The organism is Rhizobium sp. M10 (assembly GCF_002531955.1).
GTDB classification, from domain to species: domain Bacteria; phylum Pseudomonadota; class Alphaproteobacteria; order Rhizobiales; family Rhizobiaceae; genus Rhizobium; species Rhizobium etli_C.
This window is the reverse complement of record NZ_NWTA01000031.1, coordinates 1-20972: the sequence shown is the minus strand read 5'-3', so window position 1 is coordinate 20972 and position 20972 is coordinate 1. Positions and strand designations below refer to the sequence as shown.

16 protein-coding genes are annotated in these 20972 nt (G+C 57.3%); 3 read left to right on the top strand and 13 right to left on the bottom strand.

Annotation, left to right across the window (positions count from 1 at the left end):
* Positions 1-57 precede the first annotated feature (57 nt).
* The 5 genes from CO671_RS29835 to CO671_RS29815 all read right to left on the bottom strand — a co-directional run bounded on the left by CO671_RS29835 (position 58) and on the right by CO671_RS29815 (position 6887).
* The gene (locus tag CO671_RS29835; protein ID WP_097608928.1) at positions 58-3576 is read right to left on the bottom strand and encodes a DEAD/DEAH box helicase; all 3519 of its coding nucleotides are present in this window, start codon (positions 3574-3576) and stop codon (positions 58-60) included.
* Positions 3560-4339 (bottom strand): Hachiman antiphage defense system protein HamA, encoded by a 780-nt coding sequence (locus CO671_RS29830; protein WP_097608927.1) that lies wholly within the window; start codon positions 4337-4339, stop codon positions 3560-3562. Before CO671_RS29830 ends, CO671_RS29835 begins: the two co-directional genes overlap by 17 nt.
* A gap of 18 nt (positions 4340-4357) precedes the next feature.
* The gene (locus CO671_RS29825; RefSeq protein WP_097608926.1) at positions 4358-5164 is read right to left on the bottom strand and encodes a restriction endonuclease; all 807 of its coding nucleotides are present in this window, start codon (positions 5162-5164) and stop codon (positions 4358-4360) included.
* Between the two features lie 99 nt (positions 5165-5263).
* A complete protein-coding gene (locus CO671_RS29820) occupies positions 5264-6301 on the bottom strand; it encodes a nucleotidyl transferase AbiEii/AbiGii toxin family protein (protein WP_097608925.1) in 1038 nt (345 codons plus the stop codon).
* Positions 6294-6887: a DUF6088 family protein gene (locus CO671_RS29815; RefSeq protein ID WP_097608934.1), complete on the bottom strand. Its 594-nt coding sequence runs from the start codon at positions 6885-6887 to the stop codon at positions 6294-6296. The genes CO671_RS29820 and CO671_RS29815 overlap by 8 nt, the downstream gene beginning before the upstream one ends.
* Positions 6888-7095: 208 nt before the next feature.
* Here CO671_RS29815 and CO671_RS29810 point away from each other — a divergent pair, with 208 nt between their 5' ends.
* Positions 7096-7887, top strand: coding sequence for a hypothetical protein (locus tag CO671_RS29810; protein WP_210201925.1), 792 nt, complete (start codon positions 7096-7098; stop codon positions 7885-7887).
* Positions 7884-8747 (top strand): phage exclusion protein Lit family protein, encoded by an 864-nt coding sequence (locus tag CO671_RS29805; RefSeq protein ID WP_097608924.1) that lies wholly within the window; start codon positions 7884-7886, stop codon positions 8745-8747. The genes CO671_RS29810 and CO671_RS29805 overlap by 4 nt, the downstream gene beginning before the upstream one ends.
* Positions 8748-8933: 186 nt before the next feature.
* Here CO671_RS29805 and CO671_RS29800 read toward each other — a convergent pair whose 3' ends face one another.
* The 8 genes from CO671_RS29800 to CO671_RS29765 all read right to left on the bottom strand — a co-directional run bounded on the left by CO671_RS29800 (position 8934) and on the right by CO671_RS29765 (position 18432).
* Positions 8934-10982 (bottom strand): hypothetical protein, encoded by a 2049-nt coding sequence (locus CO671_RS29800; protein ID WP_097608923.1) that lies wholly within the window; start codon positions 10980-10982, stop codon positions 8934-8936.
* Positions 10958-11824 carry a hypothetical protein gene (locus tag CO671_RS29795; RefSeq protein ID WP_210201924.1) on the bottom strand — a complete coding sequence of 289 codons (867 nt, stop codon included), beginning with the start codon at positions 11822-11824 and terminating at the stop codon, positions 10958-10960. Before CO671_RS29795 ends, CO671_RS29800 begins: the two co-directional genes overlap by 25 nt.
* 3 nt (positions 11825-11827) lie before the next feature.
* Positions 11828-12775 (bottom strand): hypothetical protein, encoded by a 948-nt coding sequence (locus CO671_RS29790; RefSeq protein WP_097608922.1) that lies wholly within the window; start codon positions 12773-12775, stop codon positions 11828-11830.
* A gap of 76 nt (positions 12776-12851) precedes the next feature.
* Positions 12852-13928: a GTPase-associated system all-helical protein GASH gene (locus CO671_RS29785; RefSeq protein WP_141514502.1), complete on the bottom strand. Its 1077-nt coding sequence runs from the start codon at positions 13926-13928 to the stop codon at positions 12852-12854.
* 16 nt (positions 13929-13944) lie between these two features.
* Complete coding sequence (locus tag CO671_RS29780; protein ID WP_097608920.1) at positions 13945-15264, bottom strand: metallophosphoesterase; 1320 nt, start codon at positions 15262-15264, stop codon at positions 13945-13947.
* Between the two features lie 311 nt (positions 15265-15575).
* Positions 15576-16460, bottom strand: a complete 885-nt coding sequence (locus CO671_RS29775) for a hypothetical protein (protein WP_097608919.1) — start codon at positions 16458-16460, stop codon at positions 15576-15578.
* A 20-nt stretch (positions 16461-16480) separates the two neighbouring features.
* Positions 16481-16915: a hypothetical protein gene (locus CO671_RS29770; RefSeq protein WP_097608918.1), complete on the bottom strand. Its 435-nt coding sequence runs from the start codon at positions 16913-16915 to the stop codon at positions 16481-16483.
* A 389-nt stretch (positions 16916-17304) separates the two neighbouring features.
* Positions 17305-18432, bottom strand: a complete 1128-nt coding sequence (locus tag CO671_RS29765; protein WP_097608917.1) for an RHE_PE00001 family protein — start codon at positions 18430-18432, stop codon at positions 17305-17307.
* Positions 18433-18950: 518 nt separating this feature from the next.
* Between CO671_RS29765 and CO671_RS29760 the strand changes: the two genes are divergently transcribed.
* Positions 18951-19868, top strand: a complete 918-nt coding sequence (locus CO671_RS29760; RefSeq protein ID WP_008534020.1) for a recombinase family protein — start codon at positions 18951-18953, stop codon at positions 19866-19868.
* The last annotated feature ends 1104 nt before the right edge of the window (positions 19869-20972 follow it).

Genomic DNA, 20972 nt, shown 5'->3' with positions numbered 1-20972 from the left:
GGTACACGTCTTAACGGCCCGGTCCTCATTCGGCCCGAACCCGTTCCGTCAAGCAGGTCATGCGCCAGACAGGTCGGCCGGCCCTAGATAGGTGATGTCGATTCGGCCGACGTCCTGGGCGACCTGGGCGCGCAACAGGCCCGCTCTCCCAGGATTAAGTGCGGCCTGCAAATTGCCGAGCATGGTACCGTCGGCGGCAAGCACCCGAGGTTGACCTTCCCAATGATGAACCTGCACGAGAGTGCCTGGTGGTGGTGGCTCACCGAACCACGCCACGTTTGCCCAATATCGACGGTCTGCCCAAGTGCGGTTTTCGCGCGGCGTAAAGCTCTGCACGAATTCCGTCCACATTGCCTTCGTCTCAAGAGTCGGCCAGTCTGGCAACGCGCTCCACGCCGTGACAGCCTCCGAACTGAGCCATTGCCTAAGCTCTTGGCCGGTCTGGAAGGCCGCGCCTGTGTCAACGACGGCCTTGATTGCCGCTAGCCTCGAATTGAAGCCCGCCTGGATAAGGATCGAAGCCGAGCGATTGAGCGTACCCGTTTCGACGGCGGGAACAGCGAGGCCCAGCTCATGGTCATCGAGCAGAGCACCAAAGACGCCGATCGTATCGCCGTTCGCGGCTGCGCGCACGCGGATCGCCTCCATAGCCCAAGGAAGGCGATAAACTAGACCTCCCTCGATGAATTGCAGCGTTTCTGACTCCTGTCCGGCGGCGATATCGGCGACTGGCTGGCCCAGAAGCCATGTCCGCAGGACGTCTCGCCAGTTTGCGGGCATCGGGTCGGGGGAGAAAGGAAAGAACGCGAAAACCCGCTCGGCGATGGCTGTGATTGCGGCGATTGTCGCCTCTGCGTCACCTTCGAGAATCCCTCCGTTTGCCTGGATCAGGAGAAGATTGGCCTCTGCCGCTATCGCATCGATGGCATGCCCGGTCGTCAGTCCAACTCCGGCAAGGAAGTAACCACGCCGGCGCGCGGCCGTCGATTGACTCCAGATCAGCCGGCTTCGGGAAAGGAGGCCGGCCTTCAAGACCTGCTGGACCTGCTCATTCTGGCGCAAGAGGCGCCGGTGCCAGAGGGACGATTGAAGGATCGTGTCCAGCGTCGCCTCGATTCCCTCGTCGGGAACGTCATTTTCACCGATCAGGCTGAGGATCGCCGTGTCAAGCGTCGCAACATGCCGCTCCCAGTCGGCAAGCGCACGTTCCCGATCCTCGGGATTCTCGTTCGCGATTTCCGGGAAATTCCAGGCGGCCGCGTTGTTGACGACATAGTCGATGAGCTGATTGAGATCGCCGCCAATGCACGCGTGCATCCGAGATAAAAGCGCCGAAACGAGAAGCGCTAGACCGCTTTCCATGTTTCTAGCACCGAGATCGTTGATGAGCTTCTCCCAGTTGCGCCGCTTCTTGGCGATGTCGTCGAACATCGGGAAAAGCACAATGCCTTCGACATCGACATAGGCCCGGCCGGCGCGACCGATGACGTTCTTGAACTCAGAAATCTCGATCATCTCGCCGCTGCGATAAAGCGAGTGCATGACGACTGCGGTAGCGGATAAGTTGAGTCCCTGCGCCAAAGTCGGCGACGAGATGGTCACCTTCAGCACGTTCTCGCGCAACAATCGCTCAGCCTCCTTGCGGTAGGCCGTCGGCAAGGCGCCATGATGCAGCGCCACGCCTAGGCGAAGGCATTTGAGGATTGCGCTGTTCGGCCCCAGCCATTCCTCTCCAAGCGCAATCGCGGTGTTGAGGACCGCTGGATCGGCGTCAAGCAGGGAGCGCAGTGCCCCGCGCTCATGAAGGTCGACGATCACGTCCGCGAACGGCTCGACACTCCGCCGCTCCGGGCAGAAGATCAAGACCGTCTGTCCCTCGTCGGCCAGCCGCCAAGCCGTCGCAAGGCAGAGCTCGCGTTGATTGTCAGGAAAGAGACGTGTTCGGCGACGCTTTGGCGGGACCCACCTCGGCGGCTCGGCACCAGTGAGGAAGCGGGCCACCCATGGACGTTCCTCACCGACGCGCAAATTCAATCGCGCGGTGGACGAAGTCCACACCACCTCGCCGAACCGCAACCGGGTTGGATGCCAGTCATTCTTGATAAGGCCTCCTGGGTGATCGCGTCGGAGCCATGCAGCAAAATCGTCAAGCTGATCTCCATCGGGTAGAATTGCCGACAGGCATACGATCCGCCGCTCGTGCGCATCCGGGCGGCGAAGAAGCCGCTGGATCTGCACTTCATACCGAACTTCGCGCTCGTTGAGACCGATCATATGGCCTTCGTCGAAGACGAGTAGGCCGACATCATCGAGAAGAGTGGGATCGTTGCGCAGCGCAAAGTCGAGCTTCTCCGGGGTTGCCACCACGATATCGCGCTCCCGGATCGCGTCCTCGTCGAAGCCGCTCACCCCGATGCTGCCATAGAGCGCAGAAATCGTCTTGCCGAGAGGCCCGAAGGTTCTCTGTAGGTTGGTCTCTGTCTGAGCAGAGAGGGCACGCAGAGGTGTGACAAAGACCACCCGCTTGCCGCCGGCAAGACATCGCAGGATACACAGCTCGGCGACGCGCGTCTTTCCGGCGCTAGTAGGCAGAGAAACCACGAGGTCGTCAGACTGATCGGCGGCGCGGGCCGCAGCCTCAATCTGCGACGGCCAAAGGTCGATCTCCGATTTGGGGCGGCGCTGAAGCAAGGCGATGAACAGCTCGCGAAGACGCGGCCAGTCGGCGGCTTCCCCGCCCGCCGGTTGGAGCGGCACCTTCTCGTGAAACGTACTCGACCACAGATCCGACAGGAGATGGATAGCAATGCGGTGCGCCCACCATTGTGGTAGCAAATTCAGCTCACTGCAAATGGAGAGGCTTGTTCGGAGCCGCTCCAGCGCCTGATCGAGCAGCGGCCGCTCGCCTCTTTCGAGCGCGAGAAGAAAGAGGGACATGGCCGCAAGAAAAGCATCTATTAGCGCAGTGTCGAGACCATCGAACAAGAAGTCGTTGCCGCCGTCACTCGGGACCGCCGCGAGCTCGGCCTGATCGAGACCTACCTGAACATTGGTCGCGATTCGGGCATCGCTGCCCTCGCCGGAAGCCCTGTAGTCGAACACTGCAGCGCGAAGAGCACTGAAATCCCGCCGCATCAACTGCGCCAGCACCCGTTCGATCAACGAAAAGTTCTCGTCTGTGCTGACAACTGAAAGGAGAGAGTAGGCGCGGGCGGAAAGATGCGCGAGATGATAACTGGCGGCTGCCATGACAAAGTGGAAATCGCGATCGACCTCCACAGGATTACCCTTGGCTATGACAGCTTCAAGAGCGGTTGCCGCCTGCTCGAATGCGATACGCGCTTGCGCCGCGTCGCCGCCGAGTTCGAGGAGACGTAGGCCGAGCCCGAGAAGGGCGTATCCGTAGGTGTGCAAATCATAGGTCAGTTGGGGCGCGAACGCTGGCGCATCCGGAGGCAATACGCCATCACGCCATATAATCGCCCTGGCTTGGCCGCGGGCGATCAGGCGCCCGCGAAACCCCGCGGTTGCAGCTTCGTTGATATCGGCGATTATCGCTTCAGGCGTTGTTGGCATTGACGATCACCTGATCATAGACGGCGCCGATAAAGGCGGCATGGCCATCCACGCGAAGACCGATCCCCCACTGATGAACCTCACCGGGATAGGCTTGCAACGAGGCGGTCAACATTGCCTCCGGTGAATTTCCAGAGAATGTGAAAAGAAGATGCTTCACGCTCGCGGGTGGAATTCCGTGTTTCAAAAGCGCGTCGTCGATTGCGTCGGCCAAAGGTTCATTGCCGAGTTCAAGCAGGCGTGCCGAAATGAACGAAAGGGCATGACCGGAAGGCAGCCCACCATCCTTGTTCAGATTCTCGCGCGCTTCGGCGACGACCTGCGCCGTCAGGGCCGCACGGCTCTTGGCTTCGGTTTTCAAGAACCGCAACCGCTGCGTCTCCGCATCCTGGAGGAGCGCGATGACATCCTCACCGCGCATGGCCATGTTGCGATGGTCCTTCCAACGCAGTCTCTTGATCGGCGCGTGATAGCCGCCGCTATGGGCATCGATCCACTCGGTCGCATAAATTTCGCCGAGGTCGCCGGAGCGAATTGCCTTGGTTGTCGGAAGTTTGCCCTCGATCAAAGCCGCAGCAGCGGGTTTTCCAAGTCGGCGTAGGGCTCGGGCGACATGTTCTTCAGAAGCGTAGTGGGTGGGAACGACTGCCGCTGTTGCTTGTATACCGGTGCCGAGGTCGGCTGCTCTTCCGGTTATCACCCTGCGAAAGTGCGCCCCAACTTCGCCGTCGGCAGAATCGCACCAATCGTTGAACTGTACCATTTGCGACTTCTCCCCTGATCAACGCGGAAAGAGGTCACGCACGCGGATGAACGGCGAGCCCGTCTCCGCGGCACGGCGAACTTTGCGCTCGAGAACCTGGGTGAGCGGAAGCTCGCGATCCAGCATCTCATAAAGGTCGAGACCATCCATACAAATGACCCGCTTGCCTCGTCCGAAGGCAACAAGGCCATCTTCGGTGAAGCTGCTGTTGCTGACGAATAGTCCGCGAGTCCACGCTGCCTTCTGCTCGATCTTGCCATGAAAGGTGTGCAGCTCGGCAACACCGATGGGTTGACTCTGCCACTTGGCCTCAAGCAAATAGATTTCACTGCCAAGCTGGAAGCTGCCATCGATCTGTTCGCCACGGAGACGGAAGGGTTCCTGGGCGGCTAATCCAAAGGCATCGAAGAGGTCCTTGAGAAAACCCTCGAAGGCATAACCACGCGCCTGTGCGGTGAGCGCGGTGATTTGCAGAAGATCAGACTTGGCCCTCTCGATTTTCTGACGATCGATGGCGGTTGCCGTGGCTCCGGGTGCGGCTGCTTGCGGAGCGGAATTGCCCGAAAGTCGATTGATCAGCCCTTGGTAGCGGGTTTCAGCATTGACGACCGGGTCTTTGCTGGCGGTGCGCGCGAGATATTCCGAACGATGTTCCCAAAGCGCCGCGAGAGTACGAACGGCGGTGGTATCGTCGCAGTGTTGCAGGAAATAGCGAAGTCGTTTTCCCTTCGAACCTCCGTTCACGGCATATTTAGGGTCGTCGATGTTGACCTTGAGCTCCGAGGCGAAGAAGTCGGAAAAGCTCTTGTCGGAAAAGTCCAGCACGAAGCCCTGCCCCCGGACGAAGTCAACGAGATCATCTACGAGACGTAGATCGATGGACCGTATCGAACTAATGACTTCCCCCCGGCATGCAGCAACGAGTTAGCTGTTAATTGTTTCTTGGAGCTCTTTGATTTTGGCAAGTATGTCGTCGAATGAAAGCGGCTTTTCATCAAACATCATCGGCGCCATGGCACGATAGTCGCCGCGCAAATCTTTGATACGAGATTCGCTCGGCATCAAGCTCAAAGTACCAGGCTTCGCTGTGTCGTAGCTGGCCCAGCTGGACCGAAAGTACGTTGCCTTGTGCTTTGCCACGGTTGCCAGAAGATCGAAATCGCTTGCTGCGGCTTTTCCCTCCGCGGTGTCGAGAAGCATCGCGAGGTCATAATAGTGCCGTGAGAAATATTGAGGGGTGGCTGTTTCCTGAGGACGGTGCGCCTCGGCATGAAGCGCAGTTACCTTCTCCCAGAAGGTTCGCTGCGCCGAGAGAACAGTCACGGTGCTTTCCGGATCTTGGAAAAAGTCCGGAAAATCGTCCGCCGCGTAAGGACGAATGACTTTCCGCTCGGTAGGCCATGGATCACCGCGTGCGCCGAGCTCCAGCTTCACGCGAGGGGTGATGTAGGCCATACCTTGATATTCGGAGGTGGGGAGCGCCGTCGGATAATGAAAGTTCACCGTCCGCGCGTCGTTGGCGTCTATTTCCAGCGACCAATTGCCTTTGGCCGGCTCATCCAATTGTTCGATGATGGCGAGCCGAAGCGCGGGAAGCAACTTCTCGGCAATATGCCTCTCGACATCCCCAACCAGGGCCTCGATGAGTTTGTTCGCCTGTTTCTTGCTGATGCCTTCCTTCTCGGGATCGCGATCGCCCGTGTAGCCAAGCTCCGCTCGATCGAACGAAAGGTCGATATCCTCGGAAAATCGTCGGATGGCGCCGAACGCCTTGGAAAGGGACGTTCCGCCCTTGAAGACAAGAGTGGCTGCATCCCTCTCCTGCAGGCCGAAAAGACGCCTCAGGGTCCAGCAGACCCAGAAGTCCTTTTCGATGATTGTATTGGCGACCCCTCGGACGGCTCCTGTTTCGCCAAAAAGGGCAGCTCGATCCTCGACCGGAAGAAGAGCTACCCTATCCATCGATTTCACCGGACGCTGTGTTGGCGATTGATACGAGCGTCGGCCTCATCCAAGCTGGGGCCTGGACCGCAGAGGAAGCGAGCGTCTTCTTGTCACTGGCCGACAGGCGACGCGCTGCGATCTGTGCAACGTCGCCGGCACGCATCGCTCCAACATGGCGAAGCGCTTGTACGACTGTGCCCGCCGCACTGCCAGGAGCGATCAAATGCTTGGGCGATGCATGACGGAGATCGACGACCCGCTTGCCCAAAACGACACGGCGGGAGGGACCATCCGTGAGGTAGGTGTTCTTCGCCGGAACCTGAGTGGAGAGGCCCAGCGCGTTCGCAGCGCGCGCGCCAGAAATCTGCAGCTGGGAACCAGTCTCACGTGCTAATGCTTGCGCGATATCATCTGGGGCGGGCGAAAGCATCCCGAACTGGGGATGGACCTTCGGGAAATCGTACAGGCCTCGCGCGAGGCGCCGGAGCTTGCCGCCTTTCACCAGTCGAGACAGCGCCTGATCAACCGCGGCGCGTCCAGCGATACTCAGGAAATCACTAGGTGTGAAAACGCCGCCGCGCCCGCCAGTGCGGGCACGCTTCATAATCTGATCCGGTACTGATGTCATAGAGCTTTTCATATGTCAGAAAATAGTGCATCTTTTTCTGACATTCAAGTTCCGTATCCAATATCTGCAAGGGAACGAATCCCCCGGCCACAATGACTTTCGGAATTACATGACATCGGATAACAATCCCCCACGTTGGAGCCAACTCAGGAAGATCCGTCGCGAACTCCAGGCACGAATGCCGATGGACAAGTTCTTCGATACGGTGCTCGAAGGCTGTTTCCGCGTGGCTCGAGATCGAGATAACCCGTTGCGGGGAAACTTCGTGGCAAGCGGCCTGCGGGAAGCGATTGGGCATGTACTCCACAGCCTCGCTCCTGATGAGGCAGTTCGAGCCTGCGTTTGGTTCGTGCAGGCCAAGGACACCAAGACTGTCACTCGACAGCAGCGTGCAAGCTACATCGTAAAGGCAGGGCTGCCGGATGATTTCGTCAGCGACACTCTCAGGATAGATGTGCGCGACTATACCGATCCCGTCATCGAAGTGATGGATGGTCTCAACAAGGCAACGCATGTTCGCGCCGAAACCATCCTCTCCAAAGGACGGAAGATCCGTGTGATGATCCAGGACGTTTTGCTCGGCCTTGATCAGTTGCTCCAAGCCGCAGTTGAAAACCGCGAGGCTATCACCCATGCCGTGGCTGACGTGATGCAAGAAGCGGTTTTCGATAAGCTCATTTCGGAGACGATTGATGAACTTGACGAGCTTTCGACCCACACGACGGTCGATGGGCACAACATCAACAGCGTGAGCGTAACCAAATTGGATTCGCACGAGATTAGCTATCGTGTTGAAGGCGAGGTTGAGGTCGAGCTGCAATATGGATCCAGCTCGGACATAAGAAACGACATTGGACTCGTGCAGGACGATTCCTACCCCTACGTCGTGACCGTCACATGTGCCGTGGCTAGGCCCATGGCAATTCGGGCTGATAATCTCAACATCAGCGTCGACAACCGGAGCTTCTATGAATGACCGATGCCGAACGACTAATGCTTGGTTTTGTCCCCTCGCTCCGGGAAAGTCCCTTCAAAATTGCGCCGGAGCGCGCTGATGAATTGTTGGCGCAAATGGGAGGAGAGACATGGGTCCTTGAAATTGTCGATGGGCCGGCAAATTTCGAGGCCTTTCCGAAAATCAAAGAGATTGAGGGCACCTACGCGGCGTTGCTAAGCCTTTGGGCCGTTGCTGCTTCCGTACGTGACCTATGGGCCCTTACACAAACGGCCGCCGAAACAAACCTTTCACGGGTGGTCATCAAACCGGGTGGCCCCGGCTCAGCGGCGATCGAACTGAAGAACGCTGCCTTGGCGCTCATACGAAACGAGAGATTTTCGTGGAGCGATGCTCCCATGGAGCCAGACCCGACGGCCGATGCCTCTTCTCAGGGTGGCCTGACCAACAATCTATTTCTTGCAGCGGCGAGTTTCGTAATTCTACACGAATGCGCGCACCTTGCACTTGGGCATCAGGAATTTACGGCGCTAATGCACCAGCAAGAGCGCGAGGCGGACGCGTGGGCAGTCTCTTGGATTCTCGAGAAAGTACCAAGCCGTACCCATCGCGAGTTCCGAACGCTGGCGATTTGCGTAGCGTTCATCTGGATCGGGCTTATCGACGACGTTCGGCGGGCCACGTCTACTCATCCGCCCGCCGCCCAGCGCTTCGCCGATGCCTTCAACAATTTTGGAAACATCCCGACAGAGAGCCTCGCCCTGGAGATAAGCTACTATGTGCTAAAAGCCTTCTTCGATCCGACGACGGATATCCCACAAGCCGATAACGCCAAGGATGGCTTCACCAATCAGCTCATTGACTACACTCGCAGCCGGTGAGAGCACGCGATCATTCCGTCGCTCCTTGCACGGCCTCAGTTGGCTCGACCACAATTCACCGTACCAACCCGCGGTGTGTTCTGGAGGAGTGCTTCCAGAAGGGCGAGAAGTGACATGCCCGCTGCGCTGATCTTGGCCCGCATGCAACGCCCAGCCGCAGCGGCCAAAGACGAGATGGGCAGCCATTCAGTCAAGGATTCGGTCTATAATATCAAGTCGGTGCCTACCGAGGTCGTTTCCGGCAGTTTTCAGTACTTGCCGAACACCCTTTAGGAAACGACGTCCACCGGCCTTGCTGGCGATTTCTTCGGCTAGAAGGTGAAACAGCTGATTATCCCGAACGACCCACGCGAAAGCCTCGGGGTTGACAACGCCATCCAAAAAAAGGTCTGCTGCACCGGCGCGCAATCTTTTGCAGCGGTCCCAGCTAAACCAGAACAACGAAGCCGGAAGTCGGCCTTCCAAAAGTTGCCACTCACTGGCTGTCAGCCGATTTTCTGCTGCGGCCTCGTAAACTCGCTGCAAACTCATGCGCATTAGCTGGGCTTTCGCACGTGACCGGCTGCCAAGCGCACGGCTGAGAAGGAAAGCGCTGAGCGACAGCTCCTCTTCTGGCGATATCGTGCCCACGGCGCTTTCAAGCGCCATCACCCAAGGATCTACTCCAATTTCGTTAGGCACAGTATCAGGCGCGAGATATCGAGCAAGCTGCACAAGGATATTTCGCGGTATACCGCTGGTGCCTGAAAGAAACTCTGCGATCGCAACCGGGTCCTGAATACAGGCTCGAACCCAAGCAGGATCGGGGCTATCTCCGATTTCGGTTCGGATGCGAACTTGATCCAGGACGGTCCTTGCGCCGAAATTAGCCACTGCGCGGCCGGCGAGATCAGTCCGAGTAGTTCGCATCATCGCCTCGACGGCGGAGGCTTCTATCTTGTTCGTCAACGCGCACTCGAACGCGAGCGGTTCATCGTTTTGTTTCCAGAACGCTGGTACTCGAACTATTTCTGGGCGAGTCATTAGCGCCTGGTTCAGCAACTTGGGTGCGGCCGGAAGACCTCCGATCAGTTGCGAAATGTCGATCGAGCCGATGGTACGATCCACGACTTCATTGAAGATTCCTGGCTCACTAGAGAGCGTCTGGAGAAGAGCAGGATTCCGCCGCCATATCGCAGAGCCAAAGGCAGCTGCATGTGATCGGACAGCGCCATGTTCGATTGCTGCCCTCTGTGACCAAAGAAACTCAAAAGTTTGATCGTTAAGGCTATCGACGTGAGTAAATGCCTGGTTGATCACAGCGGCTCGCAGTGAACCCGCCTCGTTGGTCCCAAGCTCGTTTTGCAGAATTGCAATCGCCCTCTCGATCGAAACCTCGCTATCAACAACACCGAGCGCGCGAAACAGACGGCAGAGCGCGGAGAAGCCTTTGCGACCCGAAGTGACGTCAGATCCAGAGCGGAGAAGAAAATCCCGAAGCCCGTCGGAGTTTGGCCGCCGCAAGTCCGTTACGGCGTCGTCGATCCAAGATTCTTGCGACGGGGGCATTATCTCGACATTTAAAGCCCCGGAAAAGCGGGTCCTGCCGCTTCGGTCATGGGGCGGAACAAGCTGAAGATCGAACACATTGTTATCAGACGACCGATCACTAAAAGACAGAGTGCAAAAACGGAACGATCTCCTCAACCGTGGCCACTGTTGCCCCCAAAGCGCAACGACAGTGCGATCACAAGTGGCGTCATCAGGACGTCGTGCCACTACCGTTTTAGGCGCGTGACCGTAAAGTGCAGCAAGAATCGGTCGGACCCAGCTATCATCGACGTCGACGGTGCCGCCACCGCCCAACGAAAGCCGGGACATACGCTTCGAGTACTTCGCAATCGGAAAGCTTCCTTCCGGCCGATGGAACAACTCCAGAAGCTGTTCGGGTTGGCTAAGCGAAGCCAGGTCTGCGAAATCGATGAGGAGAGTGTGCGTCCAGACGCATCCGGGCCGAGGCATTTCGGGTGCTGGCCAGGTGCGCGCCAAGGCGTAGAATCCAGACTCGGTCAGCGGGTAACCGGTGAGATAACCGATTTCATCGAGTTTCGCGCCGGGCCCTGAAATGTCACTCAAGGAAAGAAGCGTTTTTTGGTCACGCGGCTTCAGCGCTGCCGAGAGGGCAAGTTCGCGGTGCCCGTCTGCGTATCCATGTAACGCTTGATCGAGTTTCAGGATGTCGAACCTCCCAGCCATGTCAACGGCTCGGTTAGGTCGTGTGTAGCAGGGATTGGCCCGACCAGTTTAATCCGGGTGGAGGCATCATCGAGGTTCCTCAATTCTTCCGCTTCTTCTCTTGGAAGAGCACCAACCTCGACCGAGTCGTAGTCGCCGCCCTGTGCGCTAATACCGTAAACCCTCGTCAGCCACTTTGGACTTTGCCGAAGATACTGCGCGAGCAATGGCAGCTTTTGGTGGAGGAATGAGTTTGGATCGAGACCCTCCGCATCAACTTTGTCCCAAGCAGAAAAAAGCACGGCCAGTCGCCTCTCACCGACGTCAAGCGGCGAAGCCAGCAGCGATTGCAGCAACCCCACGAGTTGAACCTGGGTCGGCGCCAAGCGAGGATGCCAGGAAACCGGGGTATTTTGATCAACCTCAAGCCCAAGTTTGCGAGCAAGATCAACTTCGTCAACGACCCAACTTGGGGCCCGGATGGTGTCTGCATGAATGAAAAGCATGACCCCATTTGCTTGAAGGAGATCAGCAACTGCGGGGCTGCACTCGCGGTCTTCCCAGATACGTCGATATGCCTCTCCGGGGACGTCTGGAAAGGAAATTCGGATTTGCTGTCCGGTATCGTCACCCAAATTCATGCTCACCAGCCGAGTTCCGGTCAGTCCGGTCCGGTCTTGCTCCACGGCGTCGCGCCATCGAGCTGCAATGGCGTTAAGATGTGTAGCGTCTCCCACCCGCAGATTGGCGAAACGAAGAAGCGTTGCCACTTCTCGCGAGGTGACAAGATGCCATAGGGCAGCAAGGAAAGTGGTTTTACCGGACCCTGGCAAGCCGATGATTACAACTGAGTGTTCGTTCATCGGCTATTCGTTCCCATCATCATACACCCGAAGTCGAGAAAAAGCTCTTCCGAACGTTAGCGTTGGTGGGGTGACAATAGCAGCCTGATAGGTCGGCAACATCCAAAACTGTAAGAGAGCGGAAACTCCGGTTCCTCGCGGTAGCGCCGTCGATTTAGGAGCAGCAGCAACTTCGAATATTCCTACACGAGAAAAAATTTCGCCAAAGGTCTCTTGTAGCGTCTGACATAAGTTCTGGAAATCACGCTCGACTCGGAGCTGCTTCTCCGCCCCCTTAATAAGATCGAGTTTGGTTAGCACGATTGCAAGACTGACGCCGATTGGGAGAATGCCGCCGTCGTGCATCGCCTGCATCATCATCAAAATGCTGCTTTTGAGGTTGTGACGATGTCCTGAGTCCAGAAGTCGTTCGCCATCGACGAGGATAGTGAGACAATCCGCACGCGAAACTTCTTTGAAATTGACCGTGAGGCCAACATCGTCTGCAGCTTCCCGATATTCTTCGCCAGCACGATCTCCAAGCAATATTGCAGTCTTTTCACCATGAGCTGTCGCGAGATCAATGTGATAGAATCGCACGTCCCCGCGGGGTGTGCGCTCTGTAAAGGGAACGTCTCTTCGCGATTCTGCTCGCGCGTCGTGGCATGCCTGTTCGAACGCGTGGAGCGTATCTGACCCCGCAAAATCGAGCGTCGCGATGGGAGCCATCTGAAACAAATCGTACAGGCTTGCGATCAGGCTTGTCTTGCCAGTATCACCTGGGCCGAGGATCGCTATGAGGCGGGCGTCACCGGCACGCAAAAACCGGTTGGCATCAAAGGCTCGGAGCAAACCAGAGGCCGGCAAATAAACGCTTTCCTCGTCGTCGGTCGCGCCACTTTCAGTCTCGGCCTCTTCTTCTTGGGCTATCCTGCCGAAATAAGGACAGTTTGCGGATTCGAGACCTTCCACGCATCGCCCACCTTCCGCAATACGGCAATCGCGATTCGCGCAGATTATTTGAACGTCGGTTTCCGCCGTCATTTTATCACGCAAACCGGATGAGCAATCGCTCACGATAAAACTGCATCGCTAGAGATAACGGCGTCAAGCTATGTTCGGCATCAACAGAGGCTGCTGCGGCCCATCCTGCCACCCACGCATCACCCGCGCCCGTCTCGAGCTGCCGTTTTGCTGCAGCGTGAAGAGGGGTCGCCAGAGGAGAAGGATCCGTCTCCCCTACTGTCCTTTTGAGCCACTCGCCGTCTACCGCATTGATAGCCGTGACAACAGCGAGTTTCTTGCGCTCCTTCAATCCAGCGCGCGAAAGAATCGCTTTTACGGATACAGGGCCGGGAGAAAACTCGGTCATGCCAGCGACTTCATGCGCGAGAACAAGAGGTTGGGCATCAGTAGGTACAGCATCGAAGCTGCAATCATAATCGAAGCTTCGCTGTCCAGTCAGCCACCAAAGCAATTGCAATTCCTCATCCTGCACCTTCAGAAATCGATCCACGGCATAGAGGGCGTTAGATTGGCGAATGGCAAGCTGCCTCAACGCTCCTCTCGTGGCATCAGCTGCGAGGGTAAACGCGGCTATCACACTACTGAAATCTGGGGTTTCAGTGATCTTTGCCGTCGCTTTTTCGAAATCGAATTTCGGGGCATCGGAAGATCGATACTTGTTCAGGTTTGGCCGGTCACTGTTGGATTTTGCCCATTGAGCAATCGCTGCTTCACCAAGATTTCCGAGGTCAATTGGTAATTTCGGTTTCCGGGCCCCGCCAAATTCGGCGGTTGTAACGGAGAGCGCCGCTCTCGCCCCTAGATCTTCATTGACTTCCATCATCACCGCCAGGCAAGCAGCGGCGAGTATTTGAATTTCTCGATCGTTGCCTTGCATTTCGAAAGTATCGTCGGTCGCTTTGAAAAACTTTCGGATCTCGGCTTCCAATGAAGCCTGGGGCGCGACCCTCGTCTTGAAAGCCAATCGAAGGAGTGGCTCGATCATCTCCGTGGCCGCTTCAGTTGCGATCTTGTAGATGGCTTCCCATCGAGATTGGCGCCGAGATTGATCGTTGCCAATCTCGAGAGAGCTATACCACCGAGGGAAATCTGTGTGCATTGTCCCGGTATCCACCCTACTTAGTCTCCCTCTTGGCAATTTCAGTGGCCAGTTCACCCACCTTATCTCTCTCGCCTGCGCGAATAAGTGCTCGGCCGTATCGCTCTGGCTCGGGGATAGTTAGCTCGTCCTTGGTGATAAGCCCCAGCTTCATTGTAATTTCGCGGCGGGCGCTGGATGTGAGACCCCAGAACCGAAAAACCAGATTTCGTGTGCTTGGGTCACCCATGGCGGCCTCCGCATCGACTTCGTTGACAGTCTCGGCTGTTGCCGCGGCAACTGCACTCGCCTGCGAGGTTACTCCTACGGAAGTCTCCGACAAATGAACTTTTCCTCTGGCATCACCAGGGAATCTGATGGAGTGACTGAAGACATTCTCATCTTGAGCAGTCAATACCGCGCGGAACCGGTCGGGGTTCGATTGCCATTGGCGCAGGTGAGCTTCTATGGCGATGCGGCGGTCTTGGCCGAACCCTAATATATTCACCCTTACAAGGTTGTAACCAGGCATCCAGCCTTGTTCATTGCGATCTGGATTCACCGCACCTGCGCTGAACCTGATATATCCTTCTTCACGCGTGATGCGCTGCCGATGTTTGTGACCAAACATATGAATTGTGGATCGACCGCAGATCGCGTCGTTAACGTCGTCCTGATCCATCAACCAATCCGGAGGATGGTGGCAGAACGCGAGGTTCACTACGTTGTCGAGGGGATCGAGCACCGTCTGAAGCGGGCTTAGATACAGGCTTTCCCGAGTATCATCCCTCCCGCCCTCGCCCGACAATATGGTTGAAGTCATGCCAAAGATGCGGAGAGTTACACCGTCTTCAAGATCAAGATCTTGCTTCCAATAAAGGTGATCAGGAAGGTAAACCTGACAATTGAAGACTTTCGCAAAATCGTTGTAAGCAGAAATCGGGGTGACGAGCGATCTCGCCGTATCAGCATCGCTAATTTGCGTTCTAAATTCGCGTTCTCGCCGTTGAGGTTCTGCTTTCGAAATAGCCGACTGCGCGTTGCGAATGGCCGGCGTCCGGCCGATTAGCGATCGGTCGACATCGTGGTTGCCTGGAATAACGAATATCCGCTCTGGAGGACAGCCGGCCACAGCAGCTAATTCCTTTATCCAAATCATCGCCGTAGAATATTCTTCGGGCGCGCCCTTGAACGCGATGTCACCACCAATCAGGATTGCCCCAACGGAGCCAAGCTCTGCAACGCGGTCTCGGACGTCATGAATGAGACGCGTTCGGTAAGGGCGATCGGGATCGAGGTCCGGATTGAGGCAATCCGGCGATCTGAAGTGAATGTCAGATATATGCAAAAGAAGCATGAGCGCCTGTCGATTTATTTGTCCGGTCGCGGGCGCGACAGCTGCCTCGAGCTTACAATCAAGATTCGTAGCGTGTGATGTTCCCCCGCAATAACTATCTAGAATAGAAAGGACCAAAAATGCAAGCTTGCCAACTCAATACTCGTGCCGCATCTGAAACCTCCCATCGTCTTGCGAAGGCCTAGATAGCTCAAAGACAATCCGCCCCACCGCTTGGGCACCTACCTCAAGTGTACCGATCACCATGCCGGCCGACATCAGCGATTTTTCCCTGACGATCTCGACCAGTTCCGGCAACCAAAGACGCACTTTCAGCCGTTACGCGAATCCCAGCGCACAAGATCCCAGTCCTGCCATTCCGCGTCGCTTTCCACGAGCACCGCGCCCCACTCTTCAGCCAATCGTCCAAACAATCCGGGCTCCACCGGAACAGCCGCCAGCGGATTATAGGCGATTTGAACCGGCAATTCCGGAGGACAGAACATTGGCGGCACACACCCGATGACAGCGCTTACGTGGGAGTAACTTGGGTCAAAGAACACTGCCGTCGGAACTGAGGCGCTGTTGCGGTTGAGCACTGCGGGACTTACTGTCGTGGTGGCTCCAAGAAATCGACTAGATTCTTCATCCACCCTGAATGCCAACGGGCCTACGGCGAAGGTGGCCTCCACCACGTAGGGCATGCGCTGGGACGCCCCATGCGTGAGAGGAAACCATCCGAGTTGACTTCCATCAATCGCAACGACGTAAGCGTCATCGGGCTTCACAACGCCCTTGCTCCGATACTCCAGACCTTTTTTCGATTTGGCAGCGAAGGCGGTGGTCCATCTCAGTAGCGTTTCCCTATGTGGAACTTTTGGACCGGTGATGGGTGGATCCCTAGATAGGTCCGGACCTGGTTCGGGTGAAACGGCCTCCACCCACACGACCCGGCCGCCACTTTCAAATCGAAAGTCCGGCTCTCCCTCCGGACGGGAGCTAATGGTGTGGCCGCAAGCGAGCAGGTGCCGCGCGAGCAACATCTCCCAGACGCGCTGAAAAAACTTTGAATCGTTCCCGCTTGTCAGTTCAAGGATGAAGTGGTTATTCGCCAAGCCCGCGGACAAATGGCCATCCCAAAGCTGAAGATAATAAGCAAGCGAGCGGGGATGAGCCGCCTGACGACTTTCAAGGAATTCCCTAACGCGTTGTTCCATTTCACTACCCCTCGCAGCGCCTAATGATCAGTCGGCAACGCCTCGGCGAATGCCCTCATCTCCAGAAAGAGGTCGTACCCTGTCTTGTGCCACAGGGTCAGGTAGGTAATTTCTTGCCCGTTCATTGCTTCCGATATCGTCATCCCGTTCCAGCTGATCGGCAGCCTTGCCTTAGTCCCAGCATCAAAGTCGAAGCGGAAATTATGTGAGAGCGTGTTTCTTACGATTCTGGCAAACTGGTACCATCCCGCCGCTTTCAGATCTCGCAACAATGAAATTTTTGGGCTCTCCTTGTCGTAGTCTTCGCAAAAGTCGTTGAGAAATTCGAACGGAGGGCAAATCAGCGCATAGAGATGTGTAAGGGCAAATTCTGCCAAAAGGGCTTCGCGCAGATCTTGCTGCTCGAGCGCCTGGGCGAGGTCCGAGTAGGAAATCCAGAGGCCGCGAGCTTCCATCTGTAAGCTCTTTGCCTCTTCAATTGCACATGGAGCATACTGCGAACTATCGCGTAGCCAGTGAGTGCACATGAGTGCCAGCCGATAAGATCTATCGCGCTTTTCGAAGCACTCGATGACATCTGCCTTTGTTAGACGCACTCCATTCCTCCTTTGCCTCGGTCGCTCACGACGCGTGTCCACCTGGAATCTTTACGCTGTAACATTCGCAACACCGGCCTCGTCTTCCACATCGGCCTTTGCCGTACCCGCGTTGTCGCACGAGCATCATCCTGCCGATGATCGGTTTGACATTTTAGGGACCGACGGTCTCGCCAGGAGTAAACAGGCTCAGTCGCTCACAATAGCGCCCCGCACCCTGCAACGAATGCCAACACTCGCCGGTGATCTCAGGTCACCCCCCACGCCCGAAACCTCCCCCTCCCCGTCATCTCCCGCAGCCCCAGCTCGCCCACAATCCGCCGCGCCGACTGCGGCGTGACGCCGAGCGTCTTCACAACCATTTTTGCCGAGACCAGCGGTTTTGCCATGACCAGCTCGACCAGCTCCGGCAGTTTTGAAGACGTTCGCTTTCCCGACAATTTACGTTCCATCATGGTTCGGGCCAATGCCAGTCGGTCATGCTCTTTCATGCCGATCTCGGCGGCCACGATCAGGCCGTGGGCGATGGCGAGCAACCGGGTTTCCCGGTGACGATGACGGCGCCGATCGACGGCAATGGTTTTCAGGCCGAGATTGATGGCTGCGAGATGGGCGCCGGTGGTGACACCGGCCTGGCGCAGGATCGAAGCGGCAAACAGCCGGCCGAGCCAAGGCGCATGCTGCAGCACAGACAATTCGTTCCAGGCGTCGAGGGCGACGATCGCCTGTAGCATCGCCGGCAGGTGTTCGGCCTGACGCAGGACGCCACGCCATTCGTCGAGCCGCTCGTCCTCGTCCCAGTCGAGATCGTAGATCATCGGATCTTTTTCTTGCGCGCCGGCTCGTCCGGACCGTGCGTTCTCGATCGCCGCTTCCGACCGGGCCAGTACAGCATCGATGGCTGCATAGTCGACACCGGGAAGGCCTTCGCCGCCGCCAGCATCGTCCCCCTCCCCTATCGGCTCGACATCGACAGGCTGCTTGGCGCCGGTCGCCTCCGCCGCGTCAGCCGGCATGATCTCCGAGGTCTGCCGCAGTGTACGGATGCCGTCGGCCGACAGCGCCCAGTGCGGTTGCTGGCCAGAAATGCGCCGGCGGCTGTGTAGCACGTCGCGGGCGATGGTGAGTTCGTGGGTTGGGGTGCGGGTGTCTCGGAAAGCGTCGTGGAGCACGAGGTCTTCAAGGTGAACAAGTTCGCCGTCGATCCACAGCGAGGCGCAGGCGTCGGCAAAGTGCGATCGTTCGATCCACCCCTGTCCGACCGGCGAGCGGGCGATGCGCTCGTCGAGACGCGCCAACTCGATGCCGGCTCGAAAAGCCGGGTCCATCAAGCTCGATATCGGCAATCTTGCAAAATCGTAAGGCATTGAAATCATGGTAAATGATTTCTTACACGAACTCTATCAAAACATTATGGTTCCTCACTTGGTATGGTCGAAAGTTGAGCGCTTCACTTCCGATAAGTATTGCTTATCGGAAGCGATTGCTATAACGCCGCAAATCAGCGATGTCGGTCGTCCTGGATCGGCGGATTCGCCCGGAAATCCGGGCATTTAGGGCAATTTCGCCCGGGATGACCGGACTCTCAATCGCAAAATTCGACGGCCGCCGTCGGCACACATGGCCGGTCCTCATTTCCGGAATTGAGCGCCGGCGCCCTTCAGCAGGCTTCTCCGCCCGCAGCCATCACCAAAGCCGCTGTTTTTCCAGCATTTCCGCCCTGGAAGCCCGCTGACGCGCATTTGCCACCGCGGACGCTCCGTTGCTCGTCCGCGGTAGCATTTTGAGTCTGACGGGCCGCTATTCAATGGCTAAAACACGCTTGCAACTATTCGATTTCTAACGCATGCCTTATCTGTACAAACTACTTCGAGACAGGGCCGTTACAAGCGCGATGGCAAAGCCACAAACATTTGACAACCAACAATCTCCCAAGCGGCTGATCGGTTATGCCCGGGTGTCGACGGATGAACAGGTCCACGATGCCCAGTTGGACGAGCTGCGTGCAGCCGGCTGCGATCGGATCCATCAGGAGCATGGTTCCGGAGCATCGCGGGCTCGACCGGTGCTGACGCGATTACTCGCTGAACTTAGCGCCGGCGACGTCCTCATTGTCGTGCGCCTCGATCGACTGGCCCGATCCGTCAGTCATCTCTTGTCGGTGATCGAGGACCTCGAGGCCCGCGGCGTGCATTTCCGGTCGATCCGCGATCCAATCGATACGTCGACCCCGCAGGGCATGTTTTCCCTTCAGGTCCTCGGCGCCGTCGCGCAGCTCGAGCGGGCGCTAATCGCTGAGCGTACCAAAGCCGGCATTAAGGCGGCGAAGGCACGCGGCAAGCTTCCTGGAAATCCCGGTCTGCGAGAACGACGGCCGGAGGCGATCAAGGCAATCTCGCAGGCACGGGAGAAGCTCTATCTCGATGAACTCATTGCATCGGCGCAGACGTGGCTGCCGATGGTGCGTCAACTCCGGCCGCAGCACAGTTGGGACAATGTCGTGCGGGTTCTCAATCGCCGTGGCCACGACTGGACCGTCGAACGCCTTCGTCGCGCTGTTCATCGCATGGTACGCGAAAAGCTCGCGGAGAAGGAACTCCTTGCTCGATCCCCTCGCCGGGCTCCCGAAGACTATCTGATGAAGCTGGTGGCGGCAATTGCCATTGCCGATCCCAACCTGTCGCTGCGCGACATTGCCGCGCAACTGGACCAGATGGGAGAACGGCCTGTGCGCAGCGGCAAGAACTGGCAACCGTCCTCGGTGCGGGTCCTGCTGGACGAAGCCCACCGATTTGGCCTCATTCGCCGTTGAGGGCATGGTTCATCCGACGCCCGATGGCAGAGAGTCTTTTCTTGTCGCTATTCGACTGCATAGCCGTCAGGTCCGGCCTTTGGGGATCTGTAGCGCCAGGACCGCTAGTCGCTATCGCTCCGCGGTTTCAGCTCAGCGCCTACATCCTCGCCGCGGAGCCGGCTTCCTCCGCCTGCTCGCCCCCTCCCCCGGAACGTGCTGAAGGCTTCAGCCGCGGTGATTATGATCCGCAGAGGCGCGCGGGCCATGACCCTCGGCGGCGCGGGTAAAAGCAGAGGACAGCCGCTCCCCTCGCTACCAAAAAGCCGTCTCGGCTGCACGACGAATTCGGGCGCGAGCCGGAACTCAGTCAGACAGTATTTGTTTCTTTTACAATCCGTCCGCGTTTCGGCGTTCTTTCAAGGATGCTCGACAATTTGATTGAGCCATTTGTCCGCGCCGCCAGCTATATTTCCTACAAGAATGATTACGGCCGAAGATCTGCAAACATTCGTTTTACGACCAGCAAATTTCGACTGTCCTCGAAGCCTGGGAGGTCTTCGTCCTGAAGCATCCTGCGGAGACCGCCGTTAAGATTACAAAGCAATGTCTCCTTTCAGTCGTGACAAACACCGCGATTGTTCGTTCGAACACGAAGCCGCTCAATCGGCTCCGTGCATCAACTGACCTTACTACACCAGCCGCATAGAAGGGCTGTCGGCCATTCTACCCGGGCAACCATGACCAATGCCCTTAGAACGTCATGTACGATCAAAAATGACCGCCAAGACCCCGCGACCCATGGCGGCGACAGGACGGTACCTATCTCTACACAACCGATCTTGTGAGAGGTGGCGCGAGGAGCGGGTCATGCGCCGTCCATAGTAGCGCCCGAAAATGTCGCTTCTTTTCAGAGTGTTGTAGCTGTGGTCAGCTGACCACCGGAAAAGCAGCTGTTGGCAGTGCGTCCCACCCCAAAAGACTTGCTGGCCCACGACAGCAGAGTCTGGCGAAAAACCTCGATCAGTGGACCCGCTGACCTAGCACTCAATCCTCTCCGGCAGCGACTAGATGTGGAGCCTCAACAGGTTGTCCTGGGTAAGAGCGAGCCTAGTGATTGGTGGT

Excerpts from the sequence above, each read along its gene's own strand:
- CO671_RS29800 (WP_097608923.1), bottom strand. The coding sequence starts at position 10,982 with ATGGCTGGGAGGTTCGACATCCTGAAACTCGATCAAGCGTTACATGGA.
- CO671_RS29760 (WP_008534020.1), top strand. The coding sequence starts at position 18,951 with ATGGCAAAGCCACAAACATTTGACAACCAACAATCTCCCAAGCGGCTG.
- CO671_RS29765 (WP_097608917.1), bottom strand. The coding sequence starts at position 18,432 with ATGATTTCAATGCCTTACGATTTTGCAAGATTGCCGATATCGAGCTTG.
- CO671_RS29835 (WP_097608928.1), bottom strand. The coding sequence starts at position 3,576 with ATGCCAACAACGCCTGAAGCGATAATCGCCGATATCAACGAAGCTGCA.
- CO671_RS29770 (WP_097608918.1), bottom strand. The coding sequence starts at position 16,915 with ATGGAAGCTCGCGGCCTCTGGATTTCCTACTCGGACCTCGCCCAGGCG.
- CO671_RS29820 (WP_097608925.1), bottom strand. The coding sequence starts at position 6,301 with ATGGATAGGGTAGCTCTTCTTCCGGTCGAGGATCGAGCTGCCCTTTTT.
- CO671_RS29830 (WP_097608927.1), bottom strand. The coding sequence starts at position 4,339 with ATGGTACAGTTCAACGATTGGTGCGATTCTGCCGACGGCGAAGTTGGG.
- CO671_RS29775 (WP_097608919.1), bottom strand. The coding sequence starts at position 16,460 with ATGGAACAACGCGTTAGGGAATTCCTTGAAAGTCGTCAGGCGGCTCAT.
- CO671_RS29810 (WP_210201925.1), top strand. The coding sequence starts at position 7,096 with ATGGACAAGTTCTTCGATACGGTGCTCGAAGGCTGTTTCCGCGTGGCT.
- CO671_RS29805 (WP_097608924.1), top strand. The coding sequence starts at position 7,884 with ATGACCGATGCCGAACGACTAATGCTTGGTTTTGTCCCCTCGCTCCGG.
- CO671_RS29785 (WP_141514502.1), bottom strand. The coding sequence starts at position 13,928 with ATGCACACAGATTTCCCTCGGTGGTATAGCTCTCTCGAGATTGGCAAC.
- CO671_RS29780 (WP_097608920.1), bottom strand. The coding sequence starts at position 15,264 with ATGCTTCTTTTGCATATATCTGACATTCACTTCAGATCGCCGGATTGC.
- CO671_RS29795 (WP_210201924.1), bottom strand. The coding sequence starts at position 11,824 with ATGAACGAACACTCAGTTGTAATCATCGGCTTGCCAGGGTCCGGTAAA.
- CO671_RS29815 (WP_097608934.1), bottom strand. The coding sequence starts at position 6,887 with ATGAAGCGTGCCCGCACTGGCGGGCGCGGCGGCGTTTTCACACCTAGT.